Genomic DNA, 25,199 nt, shown 5'->3' with positions numbered 1-25,199 from the left:
TTCGCCGCCTTGCCTGCCTGGAACGACCATGCCAATTTCGCCGCCGAAGGGGATATGAGCCATGGTGGACTACGATCAGGAGACCGTCGAAACACGGATCCGGCAGAGCTTCGCGCGGCAAGGGGCGATGGAAACGTTGGGGGCCGAGCTTTCGAGCGTCAGCCCCGGTGTCGTCGAGATCGAACTCTCCTATGACCGCAAGCTCACCCAGCAGCACGGTTTCCTACATGCCGGCGTGATTTCCGCCGCGCTGGATACAGCCTGCAGCTATGCCGCCTATACGGTCACGACGCCCGAAGTGTCGCTGCTCACCATCGAGTTCAAGGTGAACCTGATGTCGCCAGGGCGCGGCGAGCGTTTCCTGTTTCGCGGCGAGATCACCAAGCCCGGCTCCAACATCATCGTCGCCGACGGTCGCGGTTATGCGCTGACCGACGGCCCGGCCAAGCTGATTGCCTCGATGACCAGCACGATGATGGTCATCCGCGGCCGCGAGGGGATTTCCGGATGACCTACGAGATGAAGCCGGTCGCCGGCAAGAACGTGCTCTTCGTCATGGCAGCCGATGCAGAATACGGCGTCTTCCTGCGCACCCGCATATCTCCGCTGATGACCGGTGTCGGGCCGGTCGAAGCCGCCGTCGTCCTGACCAAGGAACTGGCCCGCCTCTCAAGCCACGACGACCTGCCGGATCTCGTCGTCTCGCTGGGTTCGGCTGGATCGGCGACGCTCGAACAGGCGGAGATCTACCAGGTCTCGGCCGTCTCCTATCGCGACATGGATGCCTCGGCCTTCGGGTTCGAGAAGGGCAAGACGCCGTTTCTCGATCTCCCCGTTTCCGTCGAACTCCCGCTGCGGATTCCCGGGATCCCGGCGGCGACGCTTTCGACCGGGGCGAATGTCGTCTCAGGCGCCGCCTACCAGTCGATCGATGCCCAGATGGTCGACATGGAAACCTTCGCCATCCTGCGCGCCTGTCAGAGCTTCGACATCCCGCTCATCGGCCTGCGCGGCATTTCCGATGGCCGCCACGACGTCAACCATATCGACGACTGGACGCAGTATCTGCACATCATCGACAAGAAGCTGGCGCTCGCTGTCGACAGCCTGCAGACGGCGCTAGAAGACGGCGTCTTCTGGTTCTGAGCAGGCGCACAAAAATTCCAGGTTTTGCGGGCGATCTGCCATTGAAAGATGGCCGCGATTTCTTTAAAGGCTCGCCATGACCCAGACAGCACATCCCGACAGTGTTCTCATCGTCGATTTCGGCAGCCAGGTAACGCAGCTGATCGCACGCCGCGTCCGCGAATCCGGCGTCTATTGCGAAATCGTCCCCTTCCAGTCCGCCGAGGAAGGCTTTCACCGGTTGAAGCCCAAGGCGATCATCCTGTCGGGAAGCCCTGCTTCCACGCTGGATGAAGGCAGCCCCCGGGCGCCGCAGGTGCTGTTCGACAGCGGTCTTCCGATCTTCGGCATCTGCTATGGGCAGCAGACGATGTGCGCCCAGCTCGGCGGCAAGGTCGAAGGCGGCCATCACCGCGAATTCGGTCGCGCCTTCCTCGATGTCGAGCAGGATTGCGAACTGTTCAACGGCCTCTGGTCGGTCGGCTCACGCCATCAGGTCTGGATGTCCCATGGCGACCGCGTCACCGCGATCCCGCCGGGCTTCAAGGTGCTTGCCACCTCCCCCAACGCGCCGTTTGCCTTCATCGCCGACGAGGCGCGCAAGTATTACGCCGTGCAGTTCCACCCCGAAGTCGTGCACACGCCCGATGGCGCAAAGCTCATCCAGAACTTCGTCCAGAACGTCGCCGGCGTTAAGGGCGACTGGACCATGCAGGCCTATCGCCAGAAGGCAGTCGAGCAGATCCGTGCCCAGGTCGGCGACAAGCGCGTCATCTGCGCTCTGTCAGGCGGCGTCGATTCGTCGGTTGCAGCGCTCCTGATCCACGAAGCCGTCGGCGACCAGCTGACCTGCATCCTCGTCGACCACGGTCTGATGCGCAAGAACGAGGCAGCCGATGTCGTTGCCATGTTCAAGGAACACTACAACCTGCACCTCATCCATGTGGATGCCGTCGACAAGTTCGTCGGCGAGCTGGAGGGTGTCAGCGATCCGGAAACCAAGCGCAAGATCATCGGCCGCCTGTTCATCGAAACCTTCGAGGAAGAAGCCAAGAAACTCGGCGGCGCCGATTTCCTCGGCCAGGGCACGCTCTATCCCGACGTCATTGAAAGCGTGTCTTTCACCGGCGGTCCGTCAGTCACGATCAAGAGCCACCACAATGTCGGCGGCCTGCCCGAGCGCATGAAGATGCAGCTCGTCGAGCCGTTGCGCGAACTCTTCAAGGACGAAGTGCGCGTACTCGGCAAGGAGCTCGGTTTGCCCGACAGCTTCATCGGCCGCCACCCCTTCCCGGGTCCGGGCCTTGCCATCCGCTGCCCGGGTGGCGTGACCCGCGAAAAGCTCGACATCCTGCGCGAAGCCGATGCCATCTATCTCGACGAGATCCGCAAGGCCGGCCTTTACGACGCGATCTGGCAGGCCTTTGCCGTGCTGCTGCCCGTCCAGACCGTCGGCGTCATGGGCGACGGCCGCACCTATGAGTTCGTCTGTGCACTGCGCGCCGTCACCTCGGTCGACGGCATGACCGCCGACTTTTATCACTACGACATGGAATTCCTCGGACGTGCGGCCACCCGCATCATCAACGAGGTCCGGGGCATCAACCGCGTCGTTTACGACGTGACGTCGAAGCCGCCGGGGACGATTGAGTGGGAGTAAGGCGAACGCCTCTGCCAATATGAAATTTCTGAAACGGAGGGCCTCGCCCTCCGTTTTTTCGTATGCCCCTTCAGAAGACGAACGATTGCTGCGCCGGGGACGTGTCGGGCAGTTCGACGCCTTCCAGCTCCAGCATGCGCTGCTTGGACTCCGATCCGCCCGGTGCCGAAAAGCCCCCGATCTTTCGCCCAGCCGCCAAGACCCGGTGACACGGGATGATCAGCGGGATCGGGTTCTTCGCCATGGCCTGACCGATCGTCCAGGCACCCGCAGGTCCCAGCTCCAGCTCCCCCGCCAGCGCGCCATAGGTCGTGGTGCTTCCCCAGCCAAGACGCCGGGTGGCGAGGTAGATCTGGCGAAAGAGATCCGTCTGGGCCGAAAGGTCGAGGGGCAGGTCGGAGAAGTCGCTGCGCTCACCGGCAAAATACGCCCGGACACGATCGATAGCCGCGGCAATCTCTGCGGTCGGCGCCGCAGGCTCGGCGCCCGGGAACCGGCGGCGCATGGCGCGCTCCGTCTGTTCCGGATCGTCGCCCGGAAGGCGAAAGCCGGAAACGCCCTCATCGCTCCAGGCGATGGCGCAGGTGCCGCTCTGTGTTTCAAACAGCGTATAAGCCTGGTTGCTCGTCATCGGTCTGCATCCCTCATGCTGCCACAGGGTGACGTGCTCCGGGCGATCGAGCAACCCGTTTCATGCCGGGCCTGCAAAGACTTCCCCGCTCCCGGCCCCAAGGCCACCCGCTCGGCTTGCCAGCCGTGGGATCGTCTTGCTATCCGTCGGTCCCGAACAGGAGACCAGCGGCGCATGAGCATCACCATCTACGGCATCAAGAACTGCGACACGATGAAGAAGGCGCGCACCTGGCTCGAGAGCCAAGGCTTGGCGCATGACTTCCACGACTACAAGACCAAGGGCATCGATGCGGCAACACTCGACAGCTGGATCGGCAAGGTCGGTTGGGAGGTGCTGCTCAACAAGGCCGGCACCACCTTCAAGAAACTTGACGAGGCGCAGAAAGAGAACCTCGACGCGACAAAGGCCAAGGCGCTGATGCTGGAGCAGCCCTCGATGATCAAGCGGCCGGTGCTCGATGTCGACGGCAAGCTCACGGTCGGCTTCAAGCCCGAGACCTATCAGCAGATCTTCAAGGCCTGAGCCATGGCCAAGACCACCCGCGCCACGCAGTTTCTCGACAAGGCCGGTGTCGCCTATACCACCGCGACCTATGACTACGACCCGAATGCCGAGCGCATCGGGCTGCAGGCGGCGGAAGCGATCGGCGAGCATCCGTCGCGGGTGTTGAAAACGCTGATGGCTGAACTCGATCGCAAGCCGGTCTGTGTCGTCGTGCCCTCCGACAAGGAGGTCTCGATGAAGAAGCTCGCCAGCGCCTTCGGCGGCAAATCGGCGGCGATGATGAAGCCGGCCAATGCGGAAAAACTCACCGGCTTCGTGGTCGGCGGCATCAGCCCCTTCGGCCAGAAAAAGCAGGTGCCGACGGCCATCGAGATATCCGCCATGGACGAGCCGCTCGTCTACATGAATGGCGGCCAGCGCGGCTTGCAGGTGCGGCTCTCGCCGCAGGATGCGCTGAAGGCGCTGAGTGCGATTGCGGCGCCGCTCACTGCCTGAACAGATCCATGCTTCGGCGTGCATGGTCTGGACTTCGCCATCTTTCCCCTTAAGTCTGGCGTGACAGCCAAGAACAGGAATACCCGATGACCCTCCCCGATCTCTCCGCCTCCATCGATCCGCACAAGCTCGACAAGCTCGCCGAGGTGGCGATCAAGGTCGGGTTGCAGCTGCAAAAGGGTCAGGACCTGGTGCTGACCGCGCCGCTGGTTGCCGTGCCGCTGGTGCGGCTGATCACGGCGCATGCTTACCAAGCAGGTGCGGCGACGGTCACGACCTTTTATTCCGACGAGGAGACGACGCTGGCTCGCTATCGTCATGGTCACGACGACAGCTTCGACCGCGCGCCGAACTGGCTCTATGACGGCATGGCCAAGGCTTACGAGAATGGCGCTGCCCGTCTCGCCATTGCCGGCGACAATCCGATGCTGCTGGCGCAGGAAGATCCGACGAAGGTCGGCCGTGCCAACAAGGCGACCTCGATTGCCTACAAGCCGGCGCTGGAGCATATCTCCAATTTCGACATCAACTGGAACATCTGCTCCTATCCCAACCCCTCCTGGGCGAAGCTCGTCTTCCCCGACATGCCGATCGAAGAGGCCGTGCGCAAGCTGGCGGACGCCATCTTCGCTGCCTCGCGCGTCGATCGCGACGATCCGGTCGCGGCCTGGGCCGAGCACAATGCGGAACTCAAGAAGCGCTCCACCTGGCTGAACGGCGAGCGATTTGCCGCCCTGCACTTCACCGGCCCCGGCACGGACCTGACCGTCGGCCTTGCAGACGGCCATGAATGGCATGGCGGCGCCTCGACGGCGAAGAACGGTGTGACCTGCAATCCGAACATTCCGACGGAAGAAGTCTTCACCACGCCGCATGCGCTGAAGGTGGAAGGCCATGTCTCCTCGACGAAGCCGCTTTCCCATCAGGGCACGCTGATCGACAATATCCAGGTGCGCTTCGAAGGCGGACGGATCGTCGAGGCCAAGGCCTCGAAGGGCGAGGCCGTGCTCAACAAGGTGCTCGACACCGACGAGGGCGCGCGCCGTCTCGGCGAAGTGGCGCTGGTGCCGCATTCCTCGCCGATCTCGGCCTCGGGCGTGCTCTTCTACAACACCCTCTTCGATGAAAACGCCTCCTGCCACATCGCGCTCGGCCAGTGCTATTCGAAGTGCTTCCTCAACGGCGCCTCGCTCAGCCAGGAACAGATCAAGGCGCAAGGGGGCAATTCCTCGCTGATCCACATCGACTGGATGATCGGATCCGGCCAGGTGGACATCGACGGCATCCGGGCCGACGGCTCGAAGGTGCCGGTGATGCGAAAGGGTGAATGGGCCTGAGGCCCAGACCTCAGATGTCGAGGTCGACCCAGAGCGCTGCGTGATCGGAGGCCGCATCCTGCGGCCTCTTCAGCTCCTCATAGGTCTCCCAGCGTTTCGGCCTTACCCCCGGCCACATGCCGGTGCGGATAACCCCGCCTTTCTCCACCTTGTCAAAGAGCTTGGGCGAGAGCAGCAGGTAATCGATCTTGTTGCCGGGATTGGACAGGCCATAGGTGCCCTCGAAGCCGCCATTGTCGAAGCTCGGATGCTCGAAGGCATCGGTCAGCTCGGCCTCCCGCAGAAGCGGGCTCAAGGGATCGCTGTCGGGTGTGTCGTTCAAGTCGCCGATCACGGCGATATACTCCCAGCCCTCGGCCAGCCGCTCCTCGACGATCTCGGCAACACGGGTCGCCTGGGCCTTGCGGCGGCGGTCCGACTCGGCCTTGCCACCAAACCCCTTGCTCTTGAAATGGTTGACCATCACCAGCAGCCTGTTGCCGCTTACGGTCGTCACTTCGAATTCCGGGCAGTCGCGGGAAAAGGTGATGCGGTCGCTGCCATCCGGCAGCCGATCGTCGACATGGCTGCGCATCCGGCCGATCGGAAACTGCGGTCCGGACAGCAGCCCGACATCGATGCCGCGTTCGTCATTGCCATCGATCAGCATCACGTGACGAAACGGCGTGCCGTCGACGGCGGCAAGGATCTCGTCGTTGAAGGCCTTCAGCACCGGTCGACTTTCGGCCTCGACCACGCCCAGCACGTCGGCCTTGAGATCGCTGATCACACGTGCGGTGTTGCGCATGGCGTGTTCGTTGATCGGTTCGTCGCGCAGCTCGAGCGAGCCGACCCAGTCGCTGCGGCCCGAAGCCGTGATCTCGACGCCCCCCGACTGAGGGCGTTTCAACAGGCCGCCGCGATTGCGGCGCAGAATGACAAAGGGCCCCGTGTCGCTCTTTTCCATGCCGAGCGCGACGATCAGGTCGGCCATCTTCTTGCGGGCTGCGGGCGTGTAGGAGATTTCGCCGAGCAGACTGTTCAACTCGGCGAATTTTTCGAGGACAGGGCGTCCGTCCTCCCAGGTTTCGAGGTTCATCGCCTTGGCGCGATCGAACAGGTTCTCGACGTTGTAGACTGCAAGGCGCATTGCTCCCTCCCAGGCTCTCGAACTGGGACGGGATAATACCAGAGATTTATGATGCGCGCATGTCGCGAGAAACGATCTGCCTCACGCGACAGGCGCGCAATCAATTCTATCGTCAGCGGTAATAGACGATCTTGCCGCCATTATAGGCCGTCTGCACCCACAGCACATTGTGCGGGGCGATGCCGCGCACCTTGAGGGCTGCCGAGAGGCTCGGGTCTTCCGCGACCACCGCCTGGGCAAGCGCCAGGCTGTTGCCGGTCGGATAGATCGCCTGCTGCGGGTAGGTGTGCCGCTCGAAGCTGCCGCGGTCCACGCGGATCGCGGTGACATTGCCGTTATACTGCTTGCCGAAGAGGATTTCGCGCGGCGTCCAGCCGCCCGCCTCGACATAGGTCGCGGCGCTGGCCGGCAGGGTGGCAAGGGATGCTGCAGCAACGGCTGCAGCCAGAACGAGTTTCTTCATCATGATCATGCTCCTTTCGCCGGACGCTTGGGAGACCATCCGGCTTCGAGGCCACATGTGGCGATCAGGAAGATGGTTGTCTAGTATAATCACATGAGCTTGATCGATTGCGCGCAACTCATTTTACACACGCAGTGTTCACACCCTCCGTGTGAGCCTCGTCAGGCAGCGAAAACGGGCAGCGGCGCTATGATCGCGCTCCGCCCGATCACTTCTGGCGGGCCTTGCGGGCAGCGTAGCGACGGTCGCGTTCGGCCTTGCGGGCGGCTTCATCTTCGACCACGCGGCTGATGCGCGATGCTTCGGCCTGCTCGCGGGCATCCTGTTCGGCGCGAGCTGCGGCGATCGCCGCTTCTTCGCGCTCGCGGGCTTCCTGCTCGGCGCGGGCCTCTTCTTCGGCCTTCAACCGGTCGCGCTCGGCATGGCGCTTGGCACGTTCTTCGGCGCGGATCGCACGTTGTGCCATGCGGGCCTCGCGCTCGGGATCTGCCGCGGCGTGTGCCGCCTTATAGGCCTGCAGCAGGGCCGCCTTGGCCTCAGTGGCTGTTGTGCGGCGCTCGGCAAGGCCATGATCTCTGCTGAATTTCATCTTGTCTCCGATCTCTTGGATGTCAGGTTTCAGGTGCGCGCCCGTTTGGCGACCAGAGCCGCCGTGGCGCTTTCGCGTGCTTCACGCTCGCGGGTAAGACGTGCCTCGCGCAGACGAGATGTCTTTTCCTCGCGCGCGGAGGCAATGGCATCTTGCTCGTCGACGGCGCGACTGCGGGCCAGAAACTGCGACTGTGTTTTCGCGAAGGCGATCTCGGCCGTTTGTCTGGATTTGGTGAGGTGTTCGGTCATGGGGGTCTCCTTTCAGGAGGCTGCCTTGTTCAGGCAATAAAAAAAGGCCAGGCGAACCGCCTGACCTTTCCGAGGGATCGTGCCTTCAACAGTGCCAGTACATCCGTGGTCAAAGGAAAGCGGATCCCGGATCTATCAGGCTGCCTGCAGGTTGCAGGCCGACATCTTGCCCGACTTGTTGTCGCGCTCCATGTCGTAAGCCAGCTTCTGGCCTTCGACGATTTCGCGCATGCCCGACCGTTCGACGGCGGAGATGTGAACGAAGGCGTCCGGGCCGCCGTTGTCAGGCTGAATGAAGCCGAAGCCCTTGGTGGAATTGAACCATTTTACTGTGCCAGTGGTCATGTTGAACCCTTTCATAGCGCATAGAGTGACCCAGCGCGGATGCGCTGCGGAGAGAACGATTTTTGAGAGGAAGGTTCGACAGGGCGCGGGCTGTCCCGCGCGGTAACCAAAGCTTAGCAAGCAAACATCGATGACCAGTAGATAGAGGTCTTCCTAATGAAAGTCAACCATCGGTTTTTGATGGCGCTTCATCTTCAATCAAAAGTGTAATTTTCGAAGATGCAACCGTGGCCGGTCAGAGGCGGGCGAAAGCTGACCTCACTTTGTCCAGAAATCTCTTGCGCTTCTCCTCCGTCGCCCGGTCCATGTCGTGCAGCGAGAGCATCCGGAAGTCGACAGACTTGGCACAGAAGGCGGCCACGCCGCGCTTCAGGATGCGCTTGACCGGATTGCCCATGTAGAGATGCACGACCCACCGGGGCGAACCGGTCGAGGTCACCACCCAGAAGCTCCTGATATGGGTCATCAACGGCACGATGCGCCCGCCGGCCTTGTCGTGCTCGAAGGCGACGCCGGGCACGAAGATGCGGTCGATGAAGCCCTTCATGATCGCCGGCAGATTGAACCACCATTGCGGAAAGACGAGCACAAGGCCATCGGCCGCCTTGAGCCGCGCGACGATGCCCGAGACGTCTTCCGGTGGCTCATAACCGGGCTCCATATAGGCGGCGCGCTCGGCGGCGGTCAGGCGTGGATCGAAATCCTCGGCGTAGAGATCGAGCAGATCGACTTCGTGGCCTTGTCCTTCCAGCGTCTCGACCACCGTTCGTGCCGCAGAGGCCGCAAAGCTCTCCGGCAGCGGATGGGCGAGCACGACCAGGAAGCGGCGTGCCATCAGAAGAGGCTCCCCTGCCCCGCCGGCGGCTCGCTCTTGCGTGGAGGCTTCGGTGCAGGCGCGGTGCGCGCCGGCTGCGGCGCTGACGGTTCCGGCGGCGAGACACCCTCGCCGGCGACAGCGGCGACGCGACCATCGGCAAACTCGATCGCAATCGTCTGGCCATGCGTGAGGCCGTCGGCCCGCGAGACAGGCCGGTCCTCCTCGTCGCGGATCACGGCATAACCGCGCGCCAGCACGTTCTTGTAGGAGAGCGATTGAAGCACGCGGTCCTGCGCCACCAGCGCCTGGCGGGCGCGGCGCAGATCGTTCATGACAGCACTGTCGGCCCGGCGACCCAGGCTTTCCAGCCTGTCCTTCGAGCGTTCCGTCATCGCCGTCAGCCGCGCCGGGACAGCTCTCAGTGCGGCATCGAAACCGCCCATCGCGGCCTTGTTGCGTGTAATCAGTCGCTCGATGACGCGTTCGGCGCGGACACCACTTTCCGACAGCTTTTGCTTACGCTCCACCAGGCGGCGCGCCAGCATGTCGGGCGAGAGCTTGGCGGCCGCGCGCTCGAAGCTGCGGCGCTTGTTCATGGTGTTGAGCTCGAGACTGCGACCGAGACCGGCAGCCGCCTCGTCGAAGCGACGGCGCGGCAGAGCCAGCAACTGGTCGAGCGAAGGCAAGGCCCGTACGAGGCTGCGCAGGTTCTGGCGGCGATTGTCCATCTGCCTGACCATCGCGCCGGAAAGGCGGGCGGACAGCGTCGCCACCTGCGCCTCGAGGTCGGCCTTCACGGGTACGGCCATTTCCGCCGCGCCCGTCGGCGTCGGCGCGCGCACATCGGCGGCGTAGTCGATCAGCGTCCAGTCGGTTTCATGGCCGACCGCCGAGATGAGCGGGATGGCGCTGGCAGCTGCCGCACGGACCACCGCTTCGTCGTTGAAGCTCCAGAGGTCCTCGAGGCTGCCACCGCCACGCGCGACGATCAGCACGTCCGGCCGCGGGATCAGGCCGCCTCGCTCCAGCGCATTGAAGCCATGAATGGCATTGGCCACCTCGTCGCCAGAACCTTCGCCCTGCACCTTGACTGGCCAGACCAGCACATGGACGGGAAACCGGTCGGAAATGCGGTGCAGGATATCGCGGATGACCGCACCTGTCGGCGAGGTGACGACGCCGATCACCTTGGGCAGGAAGGGCAAGAGCTGCTTGCGGGCGGGATCGAACAGACCCTCCGCCGTAAAGCGGCGCTTACGCTCCTCGATCAGGGCCATCAGCGCGCCGGCGCCCGCCGGCTCCATCTGCTCGATGACGATCTGGTATTTCGACGAGCCGGGGAAGGTCGTGACCTTGCCGGTGGCGATCACCTCCATGCCTTCTTCGGGGCGATATTTGAGCCTGGAGAAGGAGCCCTTCCAGATCACGGCGTCGATGCGCGCCTTGTCGTCCTTCAGGCTGAAATAGGCATGACCAGAAGAATGCGGCCCGCGATAGCCGGAGATTTCGCCCCGCACCCGCACGTGATCGAAAGACGTCTCGATGGTGCGCTTGATCGAGCCCGAGAGTTCCGAAACGGAGAACTCGGTGAGGTTCGTCGGCGAATCGTTGTCGAAGAAATTGCTCATGCCCCTTCCCTAGCGGAAAACGCCGGCAAGATCAGCCCGCAGCGCAGGCGATCCCCTTGCTTTCCCTTAGGGCAGTTCGACGCGGTAGATCTGCATGCCCGAAGGGCCGTCCACGGGCACGGGCTTGAGATAGCCGGGCACCTCGCCCTTCCTCATGCCGGCATAGAGGCCATCGGCCTTGGTCTCAGCGATCTTTTCCGTCTGCGGGAAGTCCGGGCAGAAGACCAGGATCGTCGCGCCGGCACCCCGCAGGAAGGCGGCGGCTTCTTCGGGCTCGGCAAGACCGACATGCAGTTCGGTGAGCATGCCGCCCTGGTTGCGGTGATAGGGCCCGGAGAGGACACGGTGGCGGGTAAAGCGCAGGATCTCCGGCCCCATGTCGGAGGCCGCGACGACCACACCTGTCGGCAGTTGGTTGAGTGCAGCAAAGCCCGCCGGCGCATCGCAGGCCGGTCTTTCTGCCGCCTGAGCTGCGGTTGCCGGTGCCAGCCCTTTCATGCGGTTGGTTACCCCGGCCGTGCCCTCGACGAAGAGGACCCCGAACAAGGCCCAGGCGCCGGGCACCGACAGGAAGGCAGCCAGCGCGAAGAGCAGGCCCGTGCCCAACTGGTCGGGTTCCTCCCGGGTCTTGCGGCGCAGCTCTCCGATGAGGAGCGCGAGCGGTGGGATCGCGAGCAGGTTTGCAAAGATGGCGCCGCGCACCTGGACAAGCGCGATCAGCCAGCAGACCGCGATCAGGGCGAGGATGATGGCGTGCGACCGGACGCGATCTCCATTCAGGATCCGGAAGCCGCAGACACAGAAGGCGAAGAAGCCGACGGCGTAGAAGCCGCCAAAGGCCGAGGGCTCCTTGTCGAACTGGTCAAGGAAGGACTGCGCTTCGATCACGCCCGACAGCCACAGCGAATGCAGCAGGGGATCCAGCTCGTTGAGGGGGTTCTGCAGGCATTGCGGGGCGATTGTCAGAGCGCCGAGGCCCACGAGCAGGCCCGTGACGCCGATGGCTGCGATGCGCAGACGGATATCCTGCATGCCCGGCAGTTGGGTGGCGATAAAAAGCGCTGCAGCACCTATGCCGACCACCGCATAGAAGCCGACCGAGAGGCTGTCGCAGGTGACGGTCGCATATTGCGCCGGGGGGACCGTAGCGAAGAAGAAGGCCGAGAGGCTGACGAGAAGGGTGAGAGAGAAGGCCCGTGCGGCTCTTGCGTATGCGGCCCCTTCGAGTGCCCAGAGGACGCCGACGATGGCGCAAGCGGCGGCAATGAGCGGCGTCGTCTCGGCACCGATCGCGATGGCTGCGGCTGCGGCGAGACCTGCCAGCGCATGACCCGCCGTGCCTCTTGCCGGATCGAGCAGGCCGGCGGCGATCGTTGCGACCAGAACGAGCTGGACATTGTGGTGGTCGATCGAGCCGGGCAGAAAGCGATTGGCCGTGATGACGAAGACGGATGTCAGCAGCAGCGCGATATGCATGGTGACATCGTCGCCCATACGCCGGGCCGCCACGCCGATGGCTGCCATCAGCGGCAGGATCAGCAGGAAGGGCCAGACAAGCAGCGCAAGCGCCTCGGCCTGCTCCATCGGCACGAAGCGGGCGAAGGCACCAATCAGCAGGACGATCGGCAGGTCGATGAGGCGCGACCAGTGCATAAGCGTGCCGCTCTCGAGCCCCAGACGATATTGCGTCAGGTCGAACCAGGACTGGCCGGCCAGGAGATCGCGCACCTGAACGAGGCGCATGACGTCATCATTGTCCGCCCCGACATAATCGACCGCCATGGGCAGGTTCAGCAGGGCGATCACCGCCATGGTGACGATGCCGTAGACCAGCGTCCAGACCAGAAGCGGGCGCGCGGGCGAGGCTCTTGACGTATCCGGCAAGGTCATGTCGGCCATGCTGGCTCAAATCTCCCTGTCCATCCGAACTGCCTCCCATCGGGAACAAGCGACGGACCATATTTCAAAGACTGATCTTGCCCGAAACCTAGCCTTAACCTTCTCAAGAAATAGTAAAACCAATGGTGGCCAAGGGCTGCCCGAACCCCAGCGCTTTGAGCAGGTCCCCATGAGCCGTGCGGCCATTCCCTCCCTCGACATTGCCGTTCTTCTGCCGTGCTACAACGAAGCCGCCACGATCGGCCAGGTGGTCAGCGATTTTCGCGCGGCCCTGCCGGAGGCGAAGATCTATGTTTACGACAACAATTCGACGGATGGCACGGCCCTGAAGGCCATGCTCGCCGGCGCGACCGTCGTGCGCGAACGCCGCCAGGGCAAGGGTCATGTGGTGCGCCGCATGTTCTGCGACATCGACGCCGACATCTACATCATGGCGGATGGCGACGGGACCTACGGACCCGCCGACGCCGAGGAACTGATCCGCACGCTGATCACCGAACGCGCCGACATGGTGGTCGGCACGCGTCGCGGCGTGCATGACGATGCGGGACGCCATGGCCACGCCTTCGGCAACCGGCTGTTCAACCAGCTCTACCGCGTGCTGTTCGGCAACGACTTCACGGATATTCTCTCCGGCTACCGCGCGTTCTCGCGCCGCTATGTGAAGAGCTTCCCGGCCGTTTCCGGCGGCTTCGAGATCGAGACGGAAATGTCGGTGCATGCCTCGCGGCTGAAGCTGCCGGTCTGCGAGATCGAGCTCGATTACGGTCGCCGGCCGGAGGGTTCGCATTCGAAGCTCTCGACCTTCAAGGACGGCTTCAAGATCCTCTGGATGTTTGCCATGCTGATGAAGGAAACCCGGCCCTTCGCCTTCTTCGGCCTGATCGCGGCCGGCCTGATGGGCATCAGTCTCGGCTTCATGGCGCCCGTTCTCTACGAATTCTTCACCACCGGTCTCGTCTCGCGCATGCCGACCTGGATTGCCGCGATGGCTCTGACGATGATGTCTTTCCTGTCGTTCACGGCAGCGCTCATCCTCGATTCCGTCGCGCGGTCTCGCGCCGAGCAGCTCAGGATCCACTATCTGACGCTGCCGGCGCTCAACACGGCGAAGGTCCAGGTTGAGCCCGTATCGGCGGAGGAAAAGCCGAAGCGTGAGCGTTCGCCCAAGACTGCGGCCAAGGGCGGCTCGTCCCGCGCGGCATGAAGAAGTTCCTGCGCTTCGTCGTCGTCGGCGCCACCGGCTTTCTCGTCGATGCGGGGGTGCTCTGGCTGTTCCTGACCTTCACGCCGATCGGGCCGCTTGCCGCCCGTATCGTCGCGATCGCGGTTGCCATGACGACGACATGGCTGCTCAACCGCCATTTCACCTTCGGCGCCTCGAAGCGCTCTGTTGTCAGCGAAGGCTTTCGCTACGGCTTCATCGGCGCCGTCACGTCGCTCATAAATTACGGGGTCTATGCCCTGCTTCTGATCGGCGCGCCGCTGCTCAGCCCCTACGCCGCGCTGGTCTTTGCCTCCATCGCCGCGATGCTGTTCAGCTTCTTCGGCTATTCGCGCTACGTCTTTCGCCGCTAGGCGACGAGAAGCCGCTTACACCGCTTCCCAGCCGTCCTTCTCTGCCGCGCGGTAGATCGCGTCGATCAGCTTCTGGTTCGCCTTGGAATTCTCCAGTGTCACGACCTCGCCCTTTGTGCCGGCCACGGCCCGGGCGAAGGCTTCGGCTTCCAGCTTGTACTGACGGCTGTCGGGGAAACGGAAGATCTGCGAGACATTGTGGCCGCGATTGGTGAGTTCGACTTCCTCGGCACCCCAGCGATCGGCATTGAACGGCGACTTCACCTCGATGAAGCCATCCGTGCCGTGGAAGACCATCAGCTGGCGATTGGCCATCTGGGTGGAGACGTAGAAGTTCAGCTCGAAGTCGCCGAAATCGGCCTTCACGCTCGCATAGATGTCGGTGCCGAATTCCGGATCGCGTTCGATGGTCGACTGCACGCGGACCGGCTCCTTGCCCGTGACAAAACGGGTGGTGATCGTCGGGTAGACGCCGATATCCGGTAGCGCGCCGCCACCAAGCTCGGGGATGTTGCGCATGTTGCTGGGGTCGCGGTTGAAATAGGTGAAGGAGCCCTGCACCATCTTCAACGTGCCGATGGCGCCCTCGGCGAGCAATTCGCGGACCTTCAGCCAGACCGGTGCGTAAGTCACCATATAGGCTTCCGTGATCAGCACCTTGTTGCGCTCGCGCGCCGCGATGATCTCGTCGATCTCTTCAGCCTTCAGCGCGATCGGCTTTTCGCAGAGCACATGCTTGCCGGCATCTGCTGCCTTGATTGCCCATTCGACATGCTGCGAGGTTGGCAGCGGAATGTAGACGGCATCGATGACGTCGGAGGCCAGCATTTCCTCGTAGGAGCCGAAGGCATGCGGCACGGAGAAGCGGTCGGCCATCTCGCGGGCTCTCGCCAGGTCGCGGCTCGCGACCGCTGTCACCACGGCATTTTCCGCGTCCTGGATTGCCGGCACCACAAGCTCGCGACCGATCTTGGCCGTCGACAGAATTCCGAAACGCAGCATCTCAAATCCTCCTCAAAATTGTCGCGGCGGACATTAGGCGAAGCGCCGACAGGGCGCAACGGGTTGTCAGACAATTGCCAGCTCCCGCGCCCTATTGCCCTTGGCCGAAAATGTCCGGTCTTCGTCCGGACGGCGCATGGTGTGCGCATCTGCTGTGCTTATGCTAGACGTCATCGCAACGACAGGAGACGAATATGTCCGCTCAAGACACTGCCCTCATCGTGGTCGACGTTCAGGAGAGTTTTCGCCAGGCGCCCTATTGGGACGCGTCCGAGCTTCCGGCCTACATCGCCCGCCAGCAGGCGCTGATCGATGGGGCCAAGGCCGCCGGCATGCCGATCGTGCAGATCTTCCACGTCGATACGGACGAAGCCTTCCGGCTGGAAAGCGGACTTGTCCGCACGCTGGAGGACATCACGATCGAGCCAACCGTTACCTTCCAGAAGGGTGTGCATTCTGCTCTCGTCGATACCGGCCTCGAGGCCTGGCTGCGCGCAAACGGTATCCGCCGCGTCATCGTCTCCGGCATCCGCACCGAGCAGTGCTGCGAGACCACGACCCGCCACGCATCCGATCTCGGCTTCGAAGTTGACTTCGTCACTGAGGCGACGCTGACCTTCCCGATGACGCATGCCTCGGGCAAAGTCTTCTCCGCCGAGGACATCCGCATCAGGACCGAACTCGTGCTTTCCGGCCGCTTTGCCCGGATCGCAACGGTCGAACAGGCGCTCGCGCCCCTTTCCGCCGCCGCCTGAGAATAATCGTCATGGACGTGATCCCGGTCTTCATCCTCGTTCCGCCTGACACGCTGCTGATCGACATCGCCGGTCCGCTGGAAGTGTTGCGCTACGCAAACGGCGAGCAGGACCGGGTTCGCTTCGACTATCGCTACATCTCCGCCAAGCCGCGGCAGCAGACGTCGATCGGGCTTGTTCTGGACGGGCTCGATCCGCTGCCCGAGACCCTGCCGGAGCAGGCGATCCTCGTCATCTCCGGCAGTCTCACCGTCGGCATCGAGGAGATTGCGCGCGACGCTGAACTGAAGGAACTCAAGCGATGGCTTGCCCGCGCGGTCAGGCCCGACACGCGTCTCGTGACCATCTGCTCCGGCGCGCTGCTGGCGGCTGCCGCCGGGCTGATGGAGGGCTATCAGTGCACCACCCATGCCGAATGCCTAGATGAACTGAGATCACTAGCACCGACGGCAAGCGTTCTCGAAAACCGCCTTTATGTCGAGGACGGCAACCGCTTTTCGAGCGCAGGGATCTCGACCGGCATCGACCTGACGCTGCATCTCGTCAGCCGCTTTGCCTCGCCGCAGGCAGCCCTCGCCGCCGCCCGCAAGATGGTCATCTATCTGCGCCGCAGCGGCCAGGATCCGCAGATGTCGCCCTGGCTTTCGGGGCGCAATCACATCCATCCCGCCATTCACCGGGCACAGGACGCAATCATGGCCGATCCGGCGCTGGACTGGTCCCTGCCGGGGCTCGCCGACATCGCGCATTTGAGCGAACGGCATCTGTCCCGCCTCTTCCGCGAACATGTCGGTCTGTCGGTCGTCGATTACGTCAACCTGATGCGGGTGACGCTCGCCCAGGAGCTTCTCAAGCAATCAAGGCTCGACATGGAAAGCCTGGCGCATCGTGCCGGTTTCGCCTCCTCGCGGCACATGCGACGGGTCTTTGCCCAGCATCACGGCCTGGCGCCCAGCGCGTTTCGCAAGACTGCTGACTGAAAGCCCTCGCGACACTGGAAAGCCGCAATGCGAGACCCATATCGAGGCCATGCGCGGGATAGGACAAGCCCGCTTCAGAACCCATCAATGCTTTTCAATGGTGCCGTCGACTTACGCTTGATAGCGTCGCTCCAATCCTTCCTTCCCCACCTATCCGAGGCTTCCCATGCAGAAACGTGCTCTCGGCCGCACCGGCCTTTCGATCGCCCCCGTCGTGCTCGGTGGCAATGTCTTCGGCTGGACCGCCGACGAGAAGACCTCATTCGAGGTTCTCGACCGTTTCTTCGACGCCGGCTTCAACACGATCGATACGGCCGACATGTATTCGCTCTGGGCTGACGGCAATGTCGGCGGGGAAAGCGAGACGATCATCGGCAACTGGCTGAAGCGCGGTGGCGTGAAACGTGAGGATGCCGTTATCGTTACTAAGGTGGGTGCCGATCTCGGCGGCAAGAAGCGCGGCCTCAGCGCCCGCCGCATTGCGGAAGCGGTGGAGGATTCGCTGCGGCGTCTGCAGACCGACTATATCGACCTCTATCTCGCCCATTGGCCGGATGCGGAAACGGATGATGAGGAGAGCCTTGCCGCCTTTGCCAAGCTCAAGGACGAGGGCAAGGTGCGCGCGATCGGCTGCTCCAACCTCGATGCCGAGCAGCTGCAGGCGACCTTCGATGCGGCGGCCAAGGTCGGTGTCGGGCGCTACGACGTCATCCAGCCGGAATACAATCTCTACACCCGCTCGAAATTCGAGGGGGATCTTGCAGAGCTGTGCCAGCGGGAGGAGATCGGCGTGATCACCTATTACGCTCTGGCCTCGGGCTTCCTCACCGGCAAGTATCGCAGCGCCGCCGATACGGAGGGCAAGGCGCGCGGAGAGGACATGGAGCCCTATCTCAACACGCGTGGCTTCCACATTCTCGGCGCCCTCGACCAGGTGGCTGCTGAGACCAGGACCAGCCCCGCCACCGTGGCCATCGCTTGGGTGGCGGCTCAGCCGGGGATCACCGCACCGATCGCGTCCGCCACGAGCCTGCGCCAGCTCGATAGCCTGATTGCTGCTGGTCAGCTGGAGCTGACAAAAGCGCAGATCGACGCGCTCAATGCGGCCAGCGCATGAGCCGTTCTGTCATCATCCGGGACGCGACGGCGGCTGACGAGGCCGCCTGGCGTCGCCTCTGGGACCAGTATCTCGCCTTCTACAAGGTCGAGCTTGCCGACGACGTCACGGCCTATACCTGGGCCCGCATTCTCGACCCATCCTCCCGCGTTGCGATGCGCGTCGCGGAGGTGGATGGCCTGCTCGCCGGCTTTGCCATCCATCACTTCCACGATTCCACCTGGGTGAAGACCCCGGATTGCTATCTGGAAGACCTGTTCCTCGACGCCACCTACCGCGGCCAGGGCATCGGGCGGGCACTCATTGACGATCTGATTGCCATCGCAAGGGCCAAAGGCTGGTCGCGGCTCTACTGGCATACCGACCGGGACAATGCCACCGCCCGGAAGCTTTACGACACCTATGCGCCGGAAGACGGCCATGTCCGCTATCGGCTGAGGCTCGGCTAGGCGCGCGTCAGCCCCGCCAGCGGAAGAAATCGATGAAGGCTCGGAGCGCCGGCCGCATCTGGCGGCGGCTGGAATAGTAGAGCGAGAAACCGTCGAAGGGCGGGCACCAGTCGTCGAGCACGCGGATCAGCCGCCCCTCGCGGATATCCGCCTCGACACCGGTATCGAAGAGATAGGCGAGACCGGCACCATCGATCGCCGCCTGCCGCATCAGGCCCTGATCGGAGAGGATCAGCGGTCCCCGGACATTGATGGACAATGCGCGCCCATCCCTCTCGAACTCCCAGCGATAGATCGTGCCGCTCTGGAAACGCCGGCGGATGCAGGCATGCTCGGTCACGTCACGCGGTTCCCTGGGGATCGGATGCCGCGAGAAGTAATCCGGCGAACCGACGACCGAACCGCGCCAGGGGCCGCTCATCCTGACAGCAATCATATCGGCATCGAGATGTTCCCCCAAACGCAGGCCCGCGTCATAGCCCTTCTCGACGATATCCTCGAAACGGTCGTCGGTGACGATCTCCAGCTCGATCTCCGGATAAGCGGCGGCAAAGGCGCCGAGCCGTGGGGCGATCAGGCTCTGCGCTGCCAGCATCGGCATGGTGATGCGGAGCGCCCCTGCCAGGCGGCCACTGCTGTCGGAGAGCGCCTCGATCGCGGAGGCGATATCGGCCAGCGCCGGCCGGAGGGTCTCGAGGAGCTGGCGACCTTCCGCCGTCGGCGCGGCGCTCCGTGTCGTCCTAGCTATCAGACGGAGGTTCAGGCTCTCCTCCAGCGACGAGATCGCATGGCTCACCGCCGAGGGCGCGATGCCGAGTTCGGCGGCTGCCTTGCGGAAGCTGCCGTGATGGGCCACCGTGGCAAGCACGGCGAGTTGGGAAAGCTGGGTCCGGTTCATTGTTCGAAATGATAGAACAAGCTGATCCGGGATGCATGGATTTTCTGAAAGATCATGACGCGCTAGATAAACATCTGCGGCCGCTTCCGGCTGCCTACAGATTTTGAAGGAGAGGCCTGATGAAGACCCGCACACTCGGCACACTCACGACTTCCGCCATCGGCCTTGGCTGCATGGGCATGAGCCATGCCTATGGCACCAATATCGACGAGGCGACGGCGCGGAAACTCTTCGATCATGCGGTGGAACGCGGCGTGACCTTCTTCGACACGGCAGAGGTCTATGGCCCCTTCACCAATGAAGAACTGGTCGGCAAGGGCTTGCGAAAGCATCGCGACCACGTGGTGATCGCCACCAAATTCGGCTTCACGATCGGCGACGAGGCGAAGGCGGCGCGCCCCTCCGGTCTCGACAGCCGGCCCGAGCATCTTCGTGCGGTTGCGGAAGCCTCGCTAAAGCGGCTGGGCGTCGAAGTCATCGACCTCTTCTACCAGCACCGCGTCGACCCCGATGTCGCGATCGAAGAGACCGTCGGCGCCATGGCAGACCTCGTGAAGGAGGGCAAGGTCAAGGCGCTCGGTCTCTCGGAGGCGAGTGCCGCGACGCTGCGGCGGGCGCACGCCGTTCATCCGATCTCCGCCATCCAGAGCGAATATTCCCTCTGGACTCGCGATCCGGAGACCAACGGCGTGCTCGAGACCTGCCGCGAACTCGGCATCGGCTTCGTGCCCTTCTCGCCGCTTGGGCGCGGCATGTTGACCGGCGCGCTGAAGGACCTCTCCAAGCTCGGTGAAAACGATTTCCGCCGCGGGTTGCCGCGCTTCGACCAGGAGAATTTCGACGCCAATCTGGCTCTGGTCACGGCGCTCGAAAGCATGGCGGTCGAGAAGGGTGTGTCACCCGGCCAGCTGGCGCTCGCCTGGGTTCTCGCCCAGGGCGATTTCATCGTGCCGATCCCGGGCACCACCAAGATCGCCAATCTCGACAGCAATATTGATGCGACCGGGATCACGCTCTCGGCGCAAGACCTCGCCTCGCTCTCGACCGTGGTCTCGCCCGACAAGGTGGCCGGCGCGCGTTACAACGAGGCGATGTCCAAGATGGCGGGCCGATAAGGTCGCTTGAGTACTTCCGCCAGGAGCCGGAAGTACTCGACCTGCCTTGTTTCGGCGCAGTCCGGACGCAAAACCGCTTACGCACTTTTGCTGGACATGCTCTTTCAGGCAAAGCGGCGGCTGCCCGCCACGCAAAGCACAACGAGCAGGGCTGTCGCCAGCATGGGAAGGCTTACCTTTTCATGCAGCAGCCCTGCCGCCAGAACGAAGCCGAGAAAGGGCTGCAGCAGCTGCAGCTGACCGACCGAGGCGATGCCGCCCAGCGCCAGGCCGCGGTACCAGAAGATGAAGCCGATCATCATGCTGAAGAGCGAAACGTAAGCGAGAGCCAGCCAACCGGAAGCCGAAACGGCGGTTAGACCTTCCGGCAGGGTCAAGAGCGCGAGCGGCAGCATCACCGGCAGCGACAGCACCAGCGCCCAGCTGATCACCTGCCAGCCGCCCAGCCGACGCGACAGACGCGCGCCTTCGGCATACCCCAGGCCACAGGCGAGCACCGCGGCAATCATCAGCCCGGCTCCGGCCACCGCCATCTCCGCCGTGGTCGACAGCGCAAAGCCGGCGACGAGGGCTGCGCCCGTCACGGAGAACATCCAGAACACCACCGAGGGCCGTTCGCCCGCCCGCAAGACGCCGAACAGCGCCGTGCAGAGCGGCAGCAGTCCGATGAAGACGATCGACTGGGCCGACGTGATGCTCTGCAGCGCCAGCGCCGTCAGCAGGGGAAAGCCGACGACGACGCCGAGGGCCACGACCGCCAATGGAAGGAGGTCGCTGCGCGCGGGCCGTTTCTCACGGAGAACAACCAGCAGGACGGCGCCAAGGACCGCGGCGATGACGGCACGTGCGGTTGTCAGAAACAGCGGGGCGAAATCGGAGAGCCCCACGCGCGTTGCCGGCAGCGAACCGCTGAAGATCAGCACGCCAATGAATCCACTGGCCCAGGCTTTCCAAGAGGTCGTCATTCTTGTCTCCTTCTTTTATGCCCTCCCCTATCGCGCGAAGCGGCTGGTGCATCCAGAGACGGAGCGATACAATTTGGCCAAACTGTACTGATGACAAAGGCCATACAGATGAACAAGCGCGTTCAACCCCCGGAGCTGCCGGCCTCGCGGACGGCGCAGGTCATGGCCGATATTCGCGGCCGCATCGGCGCGGGCCAGCTCGTGCCCAACGACCGGCTGCCCTCGATCCGCCGGCTCGCCGTCGAGCTTTCGGTGTCGCCCTCCACCGTCGTCGAGGCCTATGACCGGCTGTCTGCCGAAGGACTGATCCGCCCGCGCCCCGGTTCGGGCTTCTTCGTCACCGAAGCCGGGCGCACGCCTGCACCCCTCGTCCGGCTGGAGCCACCCCGGGCGCCTGAGGTCGATCCCTTCTGGGTCGCACGTCAGGCGCTCGACGCCGATCCCGGCACATCCAAGCCCGGCTGCGGCTGGCTGCCGCCGGACTGGATGCCGACCGCGCTCCTGCATGCCGGCATGCGCAACGTGCTGCGCCAGGCGACCAGCCTCACCACCGATTACGGTCCCTCGCGGGGCAGCGCTGGCCTCCGGCGCTTCGTCGAAACGCGGCTGCGTCAGCAGTCGATTGCGCTATCCGAAGATCAGGTGCTGCTTGCGGGCTCCGCCACTCAGGCGCTCGATCTCGTCTGCCGGCTTATGCTTCGCCCCGGCGACCGCGTCATCGTCGATGATCCTTGCTATTTCAATTTCCAGACGCTTCTGCGCGCCCATCAGGCCATCGCAATCCCGGTGCCCTATACGGAAAACGGCCCTGATATCGCCGCCTTCGAATCTGCCGTGACGCGTGAGGCACCGCGCCTCTATCTCACCAATTCCGGCCTGCACAATCCGACCGGTGCGACACTCTCGCCGCAGGTTGCCTTCCAACTGCTGGGTATTGTCAGCCGCGCCGATATGCTGGTGGTCGAGGACGACATCTTCGCCGACTTCGAGCCGGAGCCGGCGATCACGCTTGCCACCCTCGACGGGCTTTCCCGTGTGATCCGCATCGGCAGCTTTTCCAAGACCGTTTCAGCCTCGCTGCGCACCGGCTTCATCGCCGCCGATCCCGAGCGGATCCGTCTCCTCACCGACCTGCAGGTCGCAATCCAGTTCGGTGGCCCGAGCCAGGTGGCGACCGAGGCGATCCATGGCGTGCTGTCGAGCGGCGGCTATCGAAAATATCTCGACCAATTGCATCGCCGCCTGGATACGGAGCGGCGTGCGGTCGCCACCCGGCTCGGAGAGCTCGGCATCCATCCCGTCCTCACGCCGCGCGGCGGCCCCTATCTCTGGTGCCGCATGCCCGATGGCGTCAGTTCCACCGCGCTTGCCCAGGCCGCCCTACCCCAGGGCGTGGTACTGGCGCCCGGCAATGTCTTCAGCCCTTCGCTCTCGGCAGACGGCTTCATGCGCTTCAACGTGGCGCATATGGGCGATATCAGGCCCTTCAGGGTGCTGGAACGAGCATTGAAGGCGATGGGATGATCAGCCGCCGACCGCGCGGCGATAGGCTGACGGCGTTGTGCCGGTCACGGCCTTGAACATGCGCGTCAGATGGCTCTGGCTGCTGAAACCGCAGGCAGAAGCGATCTGGGCGATCGGCTCGCTGCCTTTCAGCATATGCCGGGCGCGGTCGATGCGGCGGTTGAGGATGAAGTCATGCGGGGAGACGCCGCAGCTTGCCCGAAACATCCGCTGCAGATGGAATTCGCTCAAATCGGCGAGCTTCGCCAGATCCTTGAGCGTGATCGTCTGGTCGAGGCTTGCCTCGATATGCTCGACAAGGCGCCGCCGCAACACGGGCGCCAGACCGCCGCGCAGCACCGGGCGCCGCTCGCCACCGTAACGCGGGTCGGCAAAGAGCTGCTCGACAGCCAAGACAATCGCCTGTTCGGCGAGCAGCCGGTTGCCACCCTGCGTGGCGGTCGCCAGATGCACCAGGATTTCCGCCAGTCTCGGCGCCTCCGCGAACGTCGCCTCCGGCAGTAGCATCAGCCGGGCGTCACGGTCGAAGGTCTCCGCGAACAGGCGGCGCAGTTCGTCGTCGGCGACATAGAGATGCACGAATTCGAAATTGTCGGTAATCTCCCATTCGGAGGAGGCCCCCTGCGGCATGATGCAGAGCGCACCCGGCCAGCCGGCAATACTGCCGGCATCGATCCTTCGCGTGCCGTCGCCGCCGCGCAGATAGCAGCTGAAGGTGTGGCCGTCGGTCCGCTCGTAGCGCATGCGGTCATGGCTGTTGCGCCAGATCGCACTTCCCCTGCCCTCGCCAAGGTCGAGCGTCTCCCCTCGCTCGGCGCGGGACGAGGCGGAGAGGGAGCTGAAGACGGTGGCGGTGTGCAGCATGGTTCGCTCTTTACAAGATCGCCCGCATTCTAGCGCGCTTTGTGCGCTGCGCCATCGGCAATCACCGCCGCCCGCCCCTCTCGGCGCAGTTCACCGCAAGATCGTGCAAGAAGGAAAAGACCGCTCGGCGTTACCTGCCTTGCGAAAGCGAGGCGCAATCCATGACCAATCTTCTTCTCTTCTCGTCGACCGTGCTGATCTGGGGCACGACCTGGATCGCGATCGCGCTGCAGATCGGGCCGGTGCCCGTGCTGGTCTCGGTCTTCTACCGCTTCGCGCTTGCCGCCCTCGTCCTTGTCGGCGTGCTGGCGCTGACAGGTCGCCTCAAGGTGCCGACGCTGAAGCAGCAACCCTTCATCCTCGTCCAGGCGCTGTCGCTCTTCTGCTGCAACTTCCTCTGCTTCTACCACGCGGCAAGCTATGTGCCCTCGGGCCTGATCTCCGTCGTCTTCTCGCTCGCCACCGTTTACAACGCCGTCAATGCCCGGATCTTCTTCGGGGATGTGATCAAGCCGCGCACGCTGGTCGCCGCAGGCTTTGGGGCCACCGGGCTTGCGCTGCTTTTTGGCCCCGAGATCTTCATTGCCGTCAATCCGGACAGCTGGAAGGGCATCGGCCTTTCGGCGCTCGGCACCCTGTTCTTTTCCTTCGGCAACATGGCCTCCCGCCGCAACAGCGCGGAAGGCATTGCGCCCGTGACCGCCAATGCCTGGGGCATGAGCTATGGCTCGATCGCGCTTCTTGCCCTGATCGCCATCACCGGCACACCGATCGTGCTGCCGCCGAACCAGACCTATCTCGCAGCCCTCGTCTATCTCGCTGTCATCGGCTCCGTCGTCGGCTTCACCACCTATCTGATGCTGGTCTCGCGCATCGGGTCGCAAAAGGCGGCCTATGCCACGGTGCTCTTCCCGGTCGTCGCGCTGACCCTGTCGAGCCTCTACGAAGACTATCACTTCACACCACTTGCGATGCTTGGCCTTGCGCTCACGCTCGCCGGCAATGCGGTGATGTTTGCCAAGTTGCCGCGCAGACGCGACCTCGCTGCAGGCGCGCAACTTGATCTCAAGGCATGA

The 25,199-nt window shown here is 63.7% G+C and carries 28 protein-coding genes; 15 read left to right on the top strand and 13 right to left on the bottom strand.

The features are described from left to right. The first annotated feature begins 61 nt into the window (after nucleotides 1–61). The 3 genes from M1E12_RS20985 (at nucleotide 62) to guaA (ending at nucleotide 2,785) form a co-directional block, all read left to right on the top strand. A complete protein-coding gene (locus M1E12_RS20985; protein ID WP_113460212.1) occupies nucleotides 62–511 on the top strand; it encodes a PaaI family thioesterase in 450 nt (149 codons plus the stop codon). Next, entirely contained in the window at nucleotides 508–1,146 is a 639-nt protein-coding gene (locus M1E12_RS20980) for a 5'-methylthioadenosine/S-adenosylhomocysteine nucleosidase (RefSeq protein WP_479563169.1), read from the top strand. Before M1E12_RS20985 ends, M1E12_RS20980 begins: the two co-directional genes overlap by 4 nt. A gap of 76 nt (nucleotides 1,147–1,222) precedes the next feature. Continuing rightward, a complete protein-coding gene (gene guaA / locus M1E12_RS20975; protein ID WP_479563168.1) occupies nucleotides 1,223–2,785 on the top strand; it encodes a glutamine-hydrolyzing GMP synthase in 1,563 nt (520 codons plus the stop codon). A gap of 70 nt (nucleotides 2,786–2,855) precedes the next feature. Here guaA and M1E12_RS20970 read toward each other — a convergent pair whose 3' ends face one another. Beyond that, nucleotides 2,856–3,416, bottom strand: coding sequence for a methylated-DNA--[protein]-cysteine S-methyltransferase (locus tag M1E12_RS20970; protein WP_479563167.1), 561 nt, complete (start codon nucleotides 3,414–3,416; stop codon nucleotides 2,856–2,858). 174 nt (nucleotides 3,417–3,590) lie between these two features. On the opposite strand from M1E12_RS20970, the gene M1E12_RS20965 reads away from it, so the two are divergent. The 3 genes from M1E12_RS20965 to M1E12_RS20955 all read left to right on the top strand — a co-directional run bounded on the left by M1E12_RS20965 (nucleotide 3,591) and on the right by M1E12_RS20955 (nucleotide 5,755). Then, complete coding sequence (locus M1E12_RS20965; protein WP_479563166.1) at nucleotides 3,591–3,941, top strand: ArsC family reductase; 351 nt, start codon at nucleotides 3,591–3,593, stop codon at nucleotides 3,939–3,941. Between the two features lie 3 nt (nucleotides 3,942–3,944). Continuing rightward, on the top strand, nucleotides 3,945–4,418 hold the full coding sequence (gene ybaK / locus M1E12_RS20960; RefSeq protein ID WP_479563165.1) for a Cys-tRNA(Pro) deacylase: 474 nt from the start codon (nucleotides 3,945–3,947) through the stop codon (nucleotides 4,416–4,418). Between the two features lie 86 nt (nucleotides 4,419–4,504). Beyond that, nucleotides 4,505–5,755, top strand: coding sequence for an aminopeptidase (locus M1E12_RS20955; protein WP_479563164.1), 1,251 nt, complete (start codon nucleotides 4,505–4,507; stop codon nucleotides 5,753–5,755). A gap of 10 nt (nucleotides 5,756–5,765) precedes the next feature. Here M1E12_RS20955 and M1E12_RS20950 read toward each other — a convergent pair whose 3' ends face one another. From M1E12_RS20950 to M1E12_RS20915, 8 genes are all read right to left on the bottom strand, one after another. Continuing rightward, nucleotides 5,766–6,884 (bottom strand): endonuclease/exonuclease/phosphatase family protein, encoded by a 1,119-nt coding sequence (locus tag M1E12_RS20950; protein ID WP_479563163.1) that lies wholly within the window; start codon nucleotides 6,882–6,884, stop codon nucleotides 5,766–5,768. A gap of 112 nt (nucleotides 6,885–6,996) precedes the next feature. Next, entirely contained in the window at nucleotides 6,997–7,350 is a 354-nt protein-coding gene (locus M1E12_RS20945) for a hypothetical protein (protein WP_136540133.1), read from the bottom strand. Between the two features lie 205 nt (nucleotides 7,351–7,555). Continuing rightward, complete coding sequence (locus M1E12_RS20940; protein ID WP_136540131.1) at nucleotides 7,556–7,936, bottom strand: DUF6481 family protein; 381 nt, start codon at nucleotides 7,934–7,936, stop codon at nucleotides 7,556–7,558. 29 nt (nucleotides 7,937–7,965) lie between these two features. Next, nucleotides 7,966–8,187, bottom strand: coding sequence for a hypothetical protein (locus M1E12_RS20935; RefSeq protein ID WP_310239964.1), 222 nt, complete (start codon nucleotides 8,185–8,187; stop codon nucleotides 7,966–7,968). Nucleotides 8,188–8,322: 135 nt separating this feature from the next. After that, the gene (locus M1E12_RS20930) at nucleotides 8,323–8,532 is read right to left on the bottom strand and encodes a cold-shock protein (RefSeq protein ID WP_006725042.1); all 210 of its coding nucleotides are present in this window, start codon (nucleotides 8,530–8,532) and stop codon (nucleotides 8,323–8,325) included. Nucleotides 8,533–8,767: 235 nt separating this feature from the next. Then, nucleotides 8,768–9,367 (bottom strand): NAD(P)H-dependent oxidoreductase, encoded by a 600-nt coding sequence (locus tag M1E12_RS20925; protein ID WP_479563162.1) that lies wholly within the window; start codon nucleotides 9,365–9,367, stop codon nucleotides 8,768–8,770. After that, nucleotides 9,367–10,977 (bottom strand): exodeoxyribonuclease VII large subunit, encoded by a 1,611-nt coding sequence (gene xseA, locus M1E12_RS20920; protein WP_479563161.1) that lies wholly within the window; start codon nucleotides 10,975–10,977, stop codon nucleotides 9,367–9,369. Before xseA ends, M1E12_RS20925 begins: the two co-directional genes overlap by 1 nt. 66 nt (nucleotides 10,978–11,043) lie before the next feature. Beyond that, nucleotides 11,044–12,876 (bottom strand): hypothetical protein, encoded by a 1,833-nt coding sequence (locus M1E12_RS20915; protein WP_479563160.1) that lies wholly within the window; start codon nucleotides 12,874–12,876, stop codon nucleotides 11,044–11,046. 169 nt (nucleotides 12,877–13,045) lie between these two features. Between M1E12_RS20915 and M1E12_RS20910 the strand changes: the two genes are divergently transcribed. Further along, nucleotides 13,046–14,083, top strand: a complete 1,038-nt coding sequence (locus tag M1E12_RS20910) for a glycosyltransferase (protein ID WP_479563159.1) — start codon at nucleotides 13,046–13,048, stop codon at nucleotides 14,081–14,083. Further along, on the top strand, nucleotides 14,080–14,454 hold the full coding sequence (locus tag M1E12_RS20905; protein ID WP_310239952.1) for a GtrA family protein: 375 nt from the start codon (nucleotides 14,080–14,082) through the stop codon (nucleotides 14,452–14,454). The genes M1E12_RS20910 and M1E12_RS20905 overlap by 4 nt, the downstream gene beginning before the upstream one ends. A gap of 15 nt (nucleotides 14,455–14,469) precedes the next feature. On the opposite strand, the gene M1E12_RS20900 is transcribed toward M1E12_RS20905, so the two are convergent. Continuing rightward, entirely contained in the window at nucleotides 14,470–15,456 is a 987-nt protein-coding gene (locus tag M1E12_RS20900; protein WP_479563158.1) for a Gfo/Idh/MocA family protein, read from the bottom strand. A 194-nt stretch (nucleotides 15,457–15,650) separates the two neighbouring features. On the opposite strand from M1E12_RS20900, the gene M1E12_RS20895 reads away from it, so the two are divergent. From M1E12_RS20895 to M1E12_RS20880, 4 genes are all read left to right on the top strand, one after another. Beyond that, nucleotides 15,651–16,211 carry an isochorismatase family protein gene (locus M1E12_RS20895; RefSeq protein WP_479563157.1) on the top strand — a complete coding sequence of 187 codons (561 nt, stop codon included), beginning with the start codon at nucleotides 15,651–15,653 and terminating at the stop codon, nucleotides 16,209–16,211. 11 nt (nucleotides 16,212–16,222) lie between these two features. Further along, the gene (locus M1E12_RS20890; protein WP_479563156.1) at nucleotides 16,223–17,191 is read left to right on the top strand and encodes a GlxA family transcriptional regulator; all 969 of its coding nucleotides are present in this window, start codon (nucleotides 16,223–16,225) and stop codon (nucleotides 17,189–17,191) included. Nucleotides 17,192–17,357: 166 nt separating this feature from the next. Beyond that, complete coding sequence (locus M1E12_RS20885) at nucleotides 17,358–18,308, top strand: aldo/keto reductase (protein WP_479563155.1); 951 nt, start codon at nucleotides 17,358–17,360, stop codon at nucleotides 18,306–18,308. Beyond that, on the top strand, nucleotides 18,305–18,757 hold the full coding sequence (locus M1E12_RS20880) for an N-acetyltransferase family protein (RefSeq protein WP_479563154.1): 453 nt from the start codon (nucleotides 18,305–18,307) through the stop codon (nucleotides 18,755–18,757). The genes M1E12_RS20885 and M1E12_RS20880 overlap by 4 nt, the downstream gene beginning before the upstream one ends. 7 nt (nucleotides 18,758–18,764) lie before the next feature. Here the strand turns inward: M1E12_RS20880 and M1E12_RS20875 are convergent, their stop codons facing one another. Continuing rightward, nucleotides 18,765–19,655: a LysR family transcriptional regulator gene (locus M1E12_RS20875; protein ID WP_479563153.1), complete on the bottom strand. Its 891-nt coding sequence runs from the start codon at nucleotides 19,653–19,655 to the stop codon at nucleotides 18,765–18,767. A gap of 119 nt (nucleotides 19,656–19,774) precedes the next feature. Between M1E12_RS20875 and M1E12_RS20870 the strand changes: the two genes are divergently transcribed. Continuing rightward, entirely contained in the window at nucleotides 19,775–20,770 is a 996-nt protein-coding gene (locus M1E12_RS20870; protein ID WP_479563152.1) for an aldo/keto reductase, read from the top strand. Between the two features lie 104 nt (nucleotides 20,771–20,874). Here the strand turns inward: M1E12_RS20870 and M1E12_RS20865 are convergent, their stop codons facing one another. Beyond that, nucleotides 20,875–21,735 carry a DMT family transporter gene (locus M1E12_RS20865; protein WP_479563151.1) on the bottom strand — a complete coding sequence of 287 codons (861 nt, stop codon included), beginning with the start codon at nucleotides 21,733–21,735 and terminating at the stop codon, nucleotides 20,875–20,877. Nucleotides 21,736–21,843: 108 nt separating this feature from the next. On the opposite strand from M1E12_RS20865, the gene M1E12_RS20860 reads away from it, so the two are divergent. Continuing rightward, a complete protein-coding gene (locus M1E12_RS20860; protein WP_479563150.1) occupies nucleotides 21,844–23,259 on the top strand; it encodes an aminotransferase-like domain-containing protein in 1,416 nt (471 codons plus the stop codon). On the opposite strand, the gene M1E12_RS20855 is transcribed toward M1E12_RS20860, so the two are convergent. Then, a complete protein-coding gene (locus tag M1E12_RS20855; RefSeq protein WP_479563149.1) occupies nucleotides 23,260–24,123 on the bottom strand; it encodes a helix-turn-helix domain-containing protein in 864 nt (287 codons plus the stop codon). Nucleotides 24,124–24,284: 161 nt separating this feature from the next. Here M1E12_RS20855 and M1E12_RS20850 point away from each other — a divergent pair, with 161 nt between their 5' ends. Continuing rightward, nucleotides 24,285–25,199, top strand: a complete 915-nt coding sequence (locus tag M1E12_RS20850; protein ID WP_479563148.1) for a DMT family transporter — start codon at nucleotides 24,285–24,287, stop codon at nucleotides 25,197–25,199.

Source organism: Rhizobium sp. K33 (assembly GCF_056501445.1).
Note: the sequence above shows the minus strand (reverse complement) of the source record. Positions and strands in the feature narration are given on the sequence as shown.

Coding starts and splice junctions, on each gene's coding strand:
- M1E12_RS20930 (WP_006725042.1), bottom strand. CDS start 8,532: ATGACCACTGGCACAGTAAAATGGTTCAATTCCACCAAGGGCTTCGGC.
- M1E12_RS20850 (WP_479563148.1), top strand. CDS start 24,285: ATGACCAATCTTCTTCTCTTCTCGTCGACCGTGCTGATCTGGGGCACG.
- M1E12_RS20885 (WP_479563155.1), top strand. CDS start 17,358: ATGCAGAAACGTGCTCTCGGCCGCACCGGCCTTTCGATCGCCCCCGTC.
- M1E12_RS20870 (WP_479563152.1), top strand. CDS start 19,775: ATGAAGACCCGCACACTCGGCACACTCACGACTTCCGCCATCGGCCTT.
- M1E12_RS20860 (WP_479563150.1), top strand. CDS start 21,844: ATGAACAAGCGCGTTCAACCCCCGGAGCTGCCGGCCTCGCGGACGGCG.
- M1E12_RS20880 (WP_479563154.1), top strand. CDS start 18,305: ATGAGCCGTTCTGTCATCATCCGGGACGCGACGGCGGCTGACGAGGCC.
- M1E12_RS20895 (WP_479563157.1), top strand. CDS start 15,651: ATGTCCGCTCAAGACACTGCCCTCATCGTGGTCGACGTTCAGGAGAGT.
- M1E12_RS20945 (WP_136540133.1), bottom strand. CDS start 7,350: ATGATGAAGAAACTCGTTCTGGCTGCAGCCGTTGCTGCAGCATCCCTT.
- M1E12_RS20900 (WP_479563158.1), bottom strand. CDS start 15,456: ATGCTGCGTTTCGGAATTCTGTCGACGGCCAAGATCGGTCGCGAGCTT.
- xseA (WP_479563161.1), bottom strand. CDS start 10,977: ATGAGCAATTTCTTCGACAACGATTCGCCGACGAACCTCACCGAGTTC.
- ybaK (WP_479563165.1), top strand. CDS start 3,945: ATGGCCAAGACCACCCGCGCCACGCAGTTTCTCGACAAGGCCGGTGTC.
- M1E12_RS20865 (WP_479563151.1), bottom strand. CDS start 21,735: ATGACGACCTCTTGGAAAGCCTGGGCCAGTGGATTCATTGGCGTGCTG.
- M1E12_RS20915 (WP_479563160.1), bottom strand. CDS start 12,876: ATGGCCGACATGACCTTGCCGGATACGTCAAGAGCCTCGCCCGCGCGC.
- M1E12_RS20985 (WP_113460212.1), top strand. CDS start 62: ATGGTGGACTACGATCAGGAGACCGTCGAAACACGGATCCGGCAGAGC.
- M1E12_RS20875 (WP_479563153.1), bottom strand. CDS start 19,655: ATGAACCGGACCCAGCTTTCCCAACTCGCCGTGCTTGCCACGGTGGCC.
- guaA (WP_479563168.1), top strand. CDS start 1,223: ATGACCCAGACAGCACATCCCGACAGTGTTCTCATCGTCGATTTCGGC.
- M1E12_RS20940 (WP_136540131.1), bottom strand. CDS start 7,936: ATGAAATTCAGCAGAGATCATGGCCTTGCCGAGCGCCGCACAACAGCC.
- M1E12_RS20980 (WP_479563169.1), top strand. CDS start 508: ATGACCTACGAGATGAAGCCGGTCGCCGGCAAGAACGTGCTCTTCGTC.
- M1E12_RS20890 (WP_479563156.1), top strand. CDS start 16,223: ATGGACGTGATCCCGGTCTTCATCCTCGTTCCGCCTGACACGCTGCTG.
- M1E12_RS20955 (WP_479563164.1), top strand. CDS start 4,505: ATGACCCTCCCCGATCTCTCCGCCTCCATCGATCCGCACAAGCTCGAC.
- M1E12_RS20970 (WP_479563167.1), bottom strand. CDS start 3,416: ATGACGAGCAACCAGGCTTATACGCTGTTTGAAACACAGAGCGGCACC.
- M1E12_RS20905 (WP_310239952.1), top strand. CDS start 14,080: ATGAAGAAGTTCCTGCGCTTCGTCGTCGTCGGCGCCACCGGCTTTCTC.
- M1E12_RS20855 (WP_479563149.1), bottom strand. CDS start 24,123: ATGCTGCACACCGCCACCGTCTTCAGCTCCCTCTCCGCCTCGTCCCGC.
- M1E12_RS20950 (WP_479563163.1), bottom strand. CDS start 6,884: ATGCGCCTTGCAGTCTACAACGTCGAGAACCTGTTCGATCGCGCCAAG.
- M1E12_RS20910 (WP_479563159.1), top strand. CDS start 13,046: ATGAGCCGTGCGGCCATTCCCTCCCTCGACATTGCCGTTCTTCTGCCG.
- M1E12_RS20965 (WP_479563166.1), top strand. CDS start 3,591: ATGAGCATCACCATCTACGGCATCAAGAACTGCGACACGATGAAGAAG.
- M1E12_RS20935 (WP_310239964.1), bottom strand. CDS start 8,187: ATGACCGAACACCTCACCAAATCCAGACAAACGGCCGAGATCGCCTTC.
- M1E12_RS20925 (WP_479563162.1), bottom strand. CDS start 9,367: ATGGCACGCCGCTTCCTGGTCGTGCTCGCCCATCCGCTGCCGGAGAGC.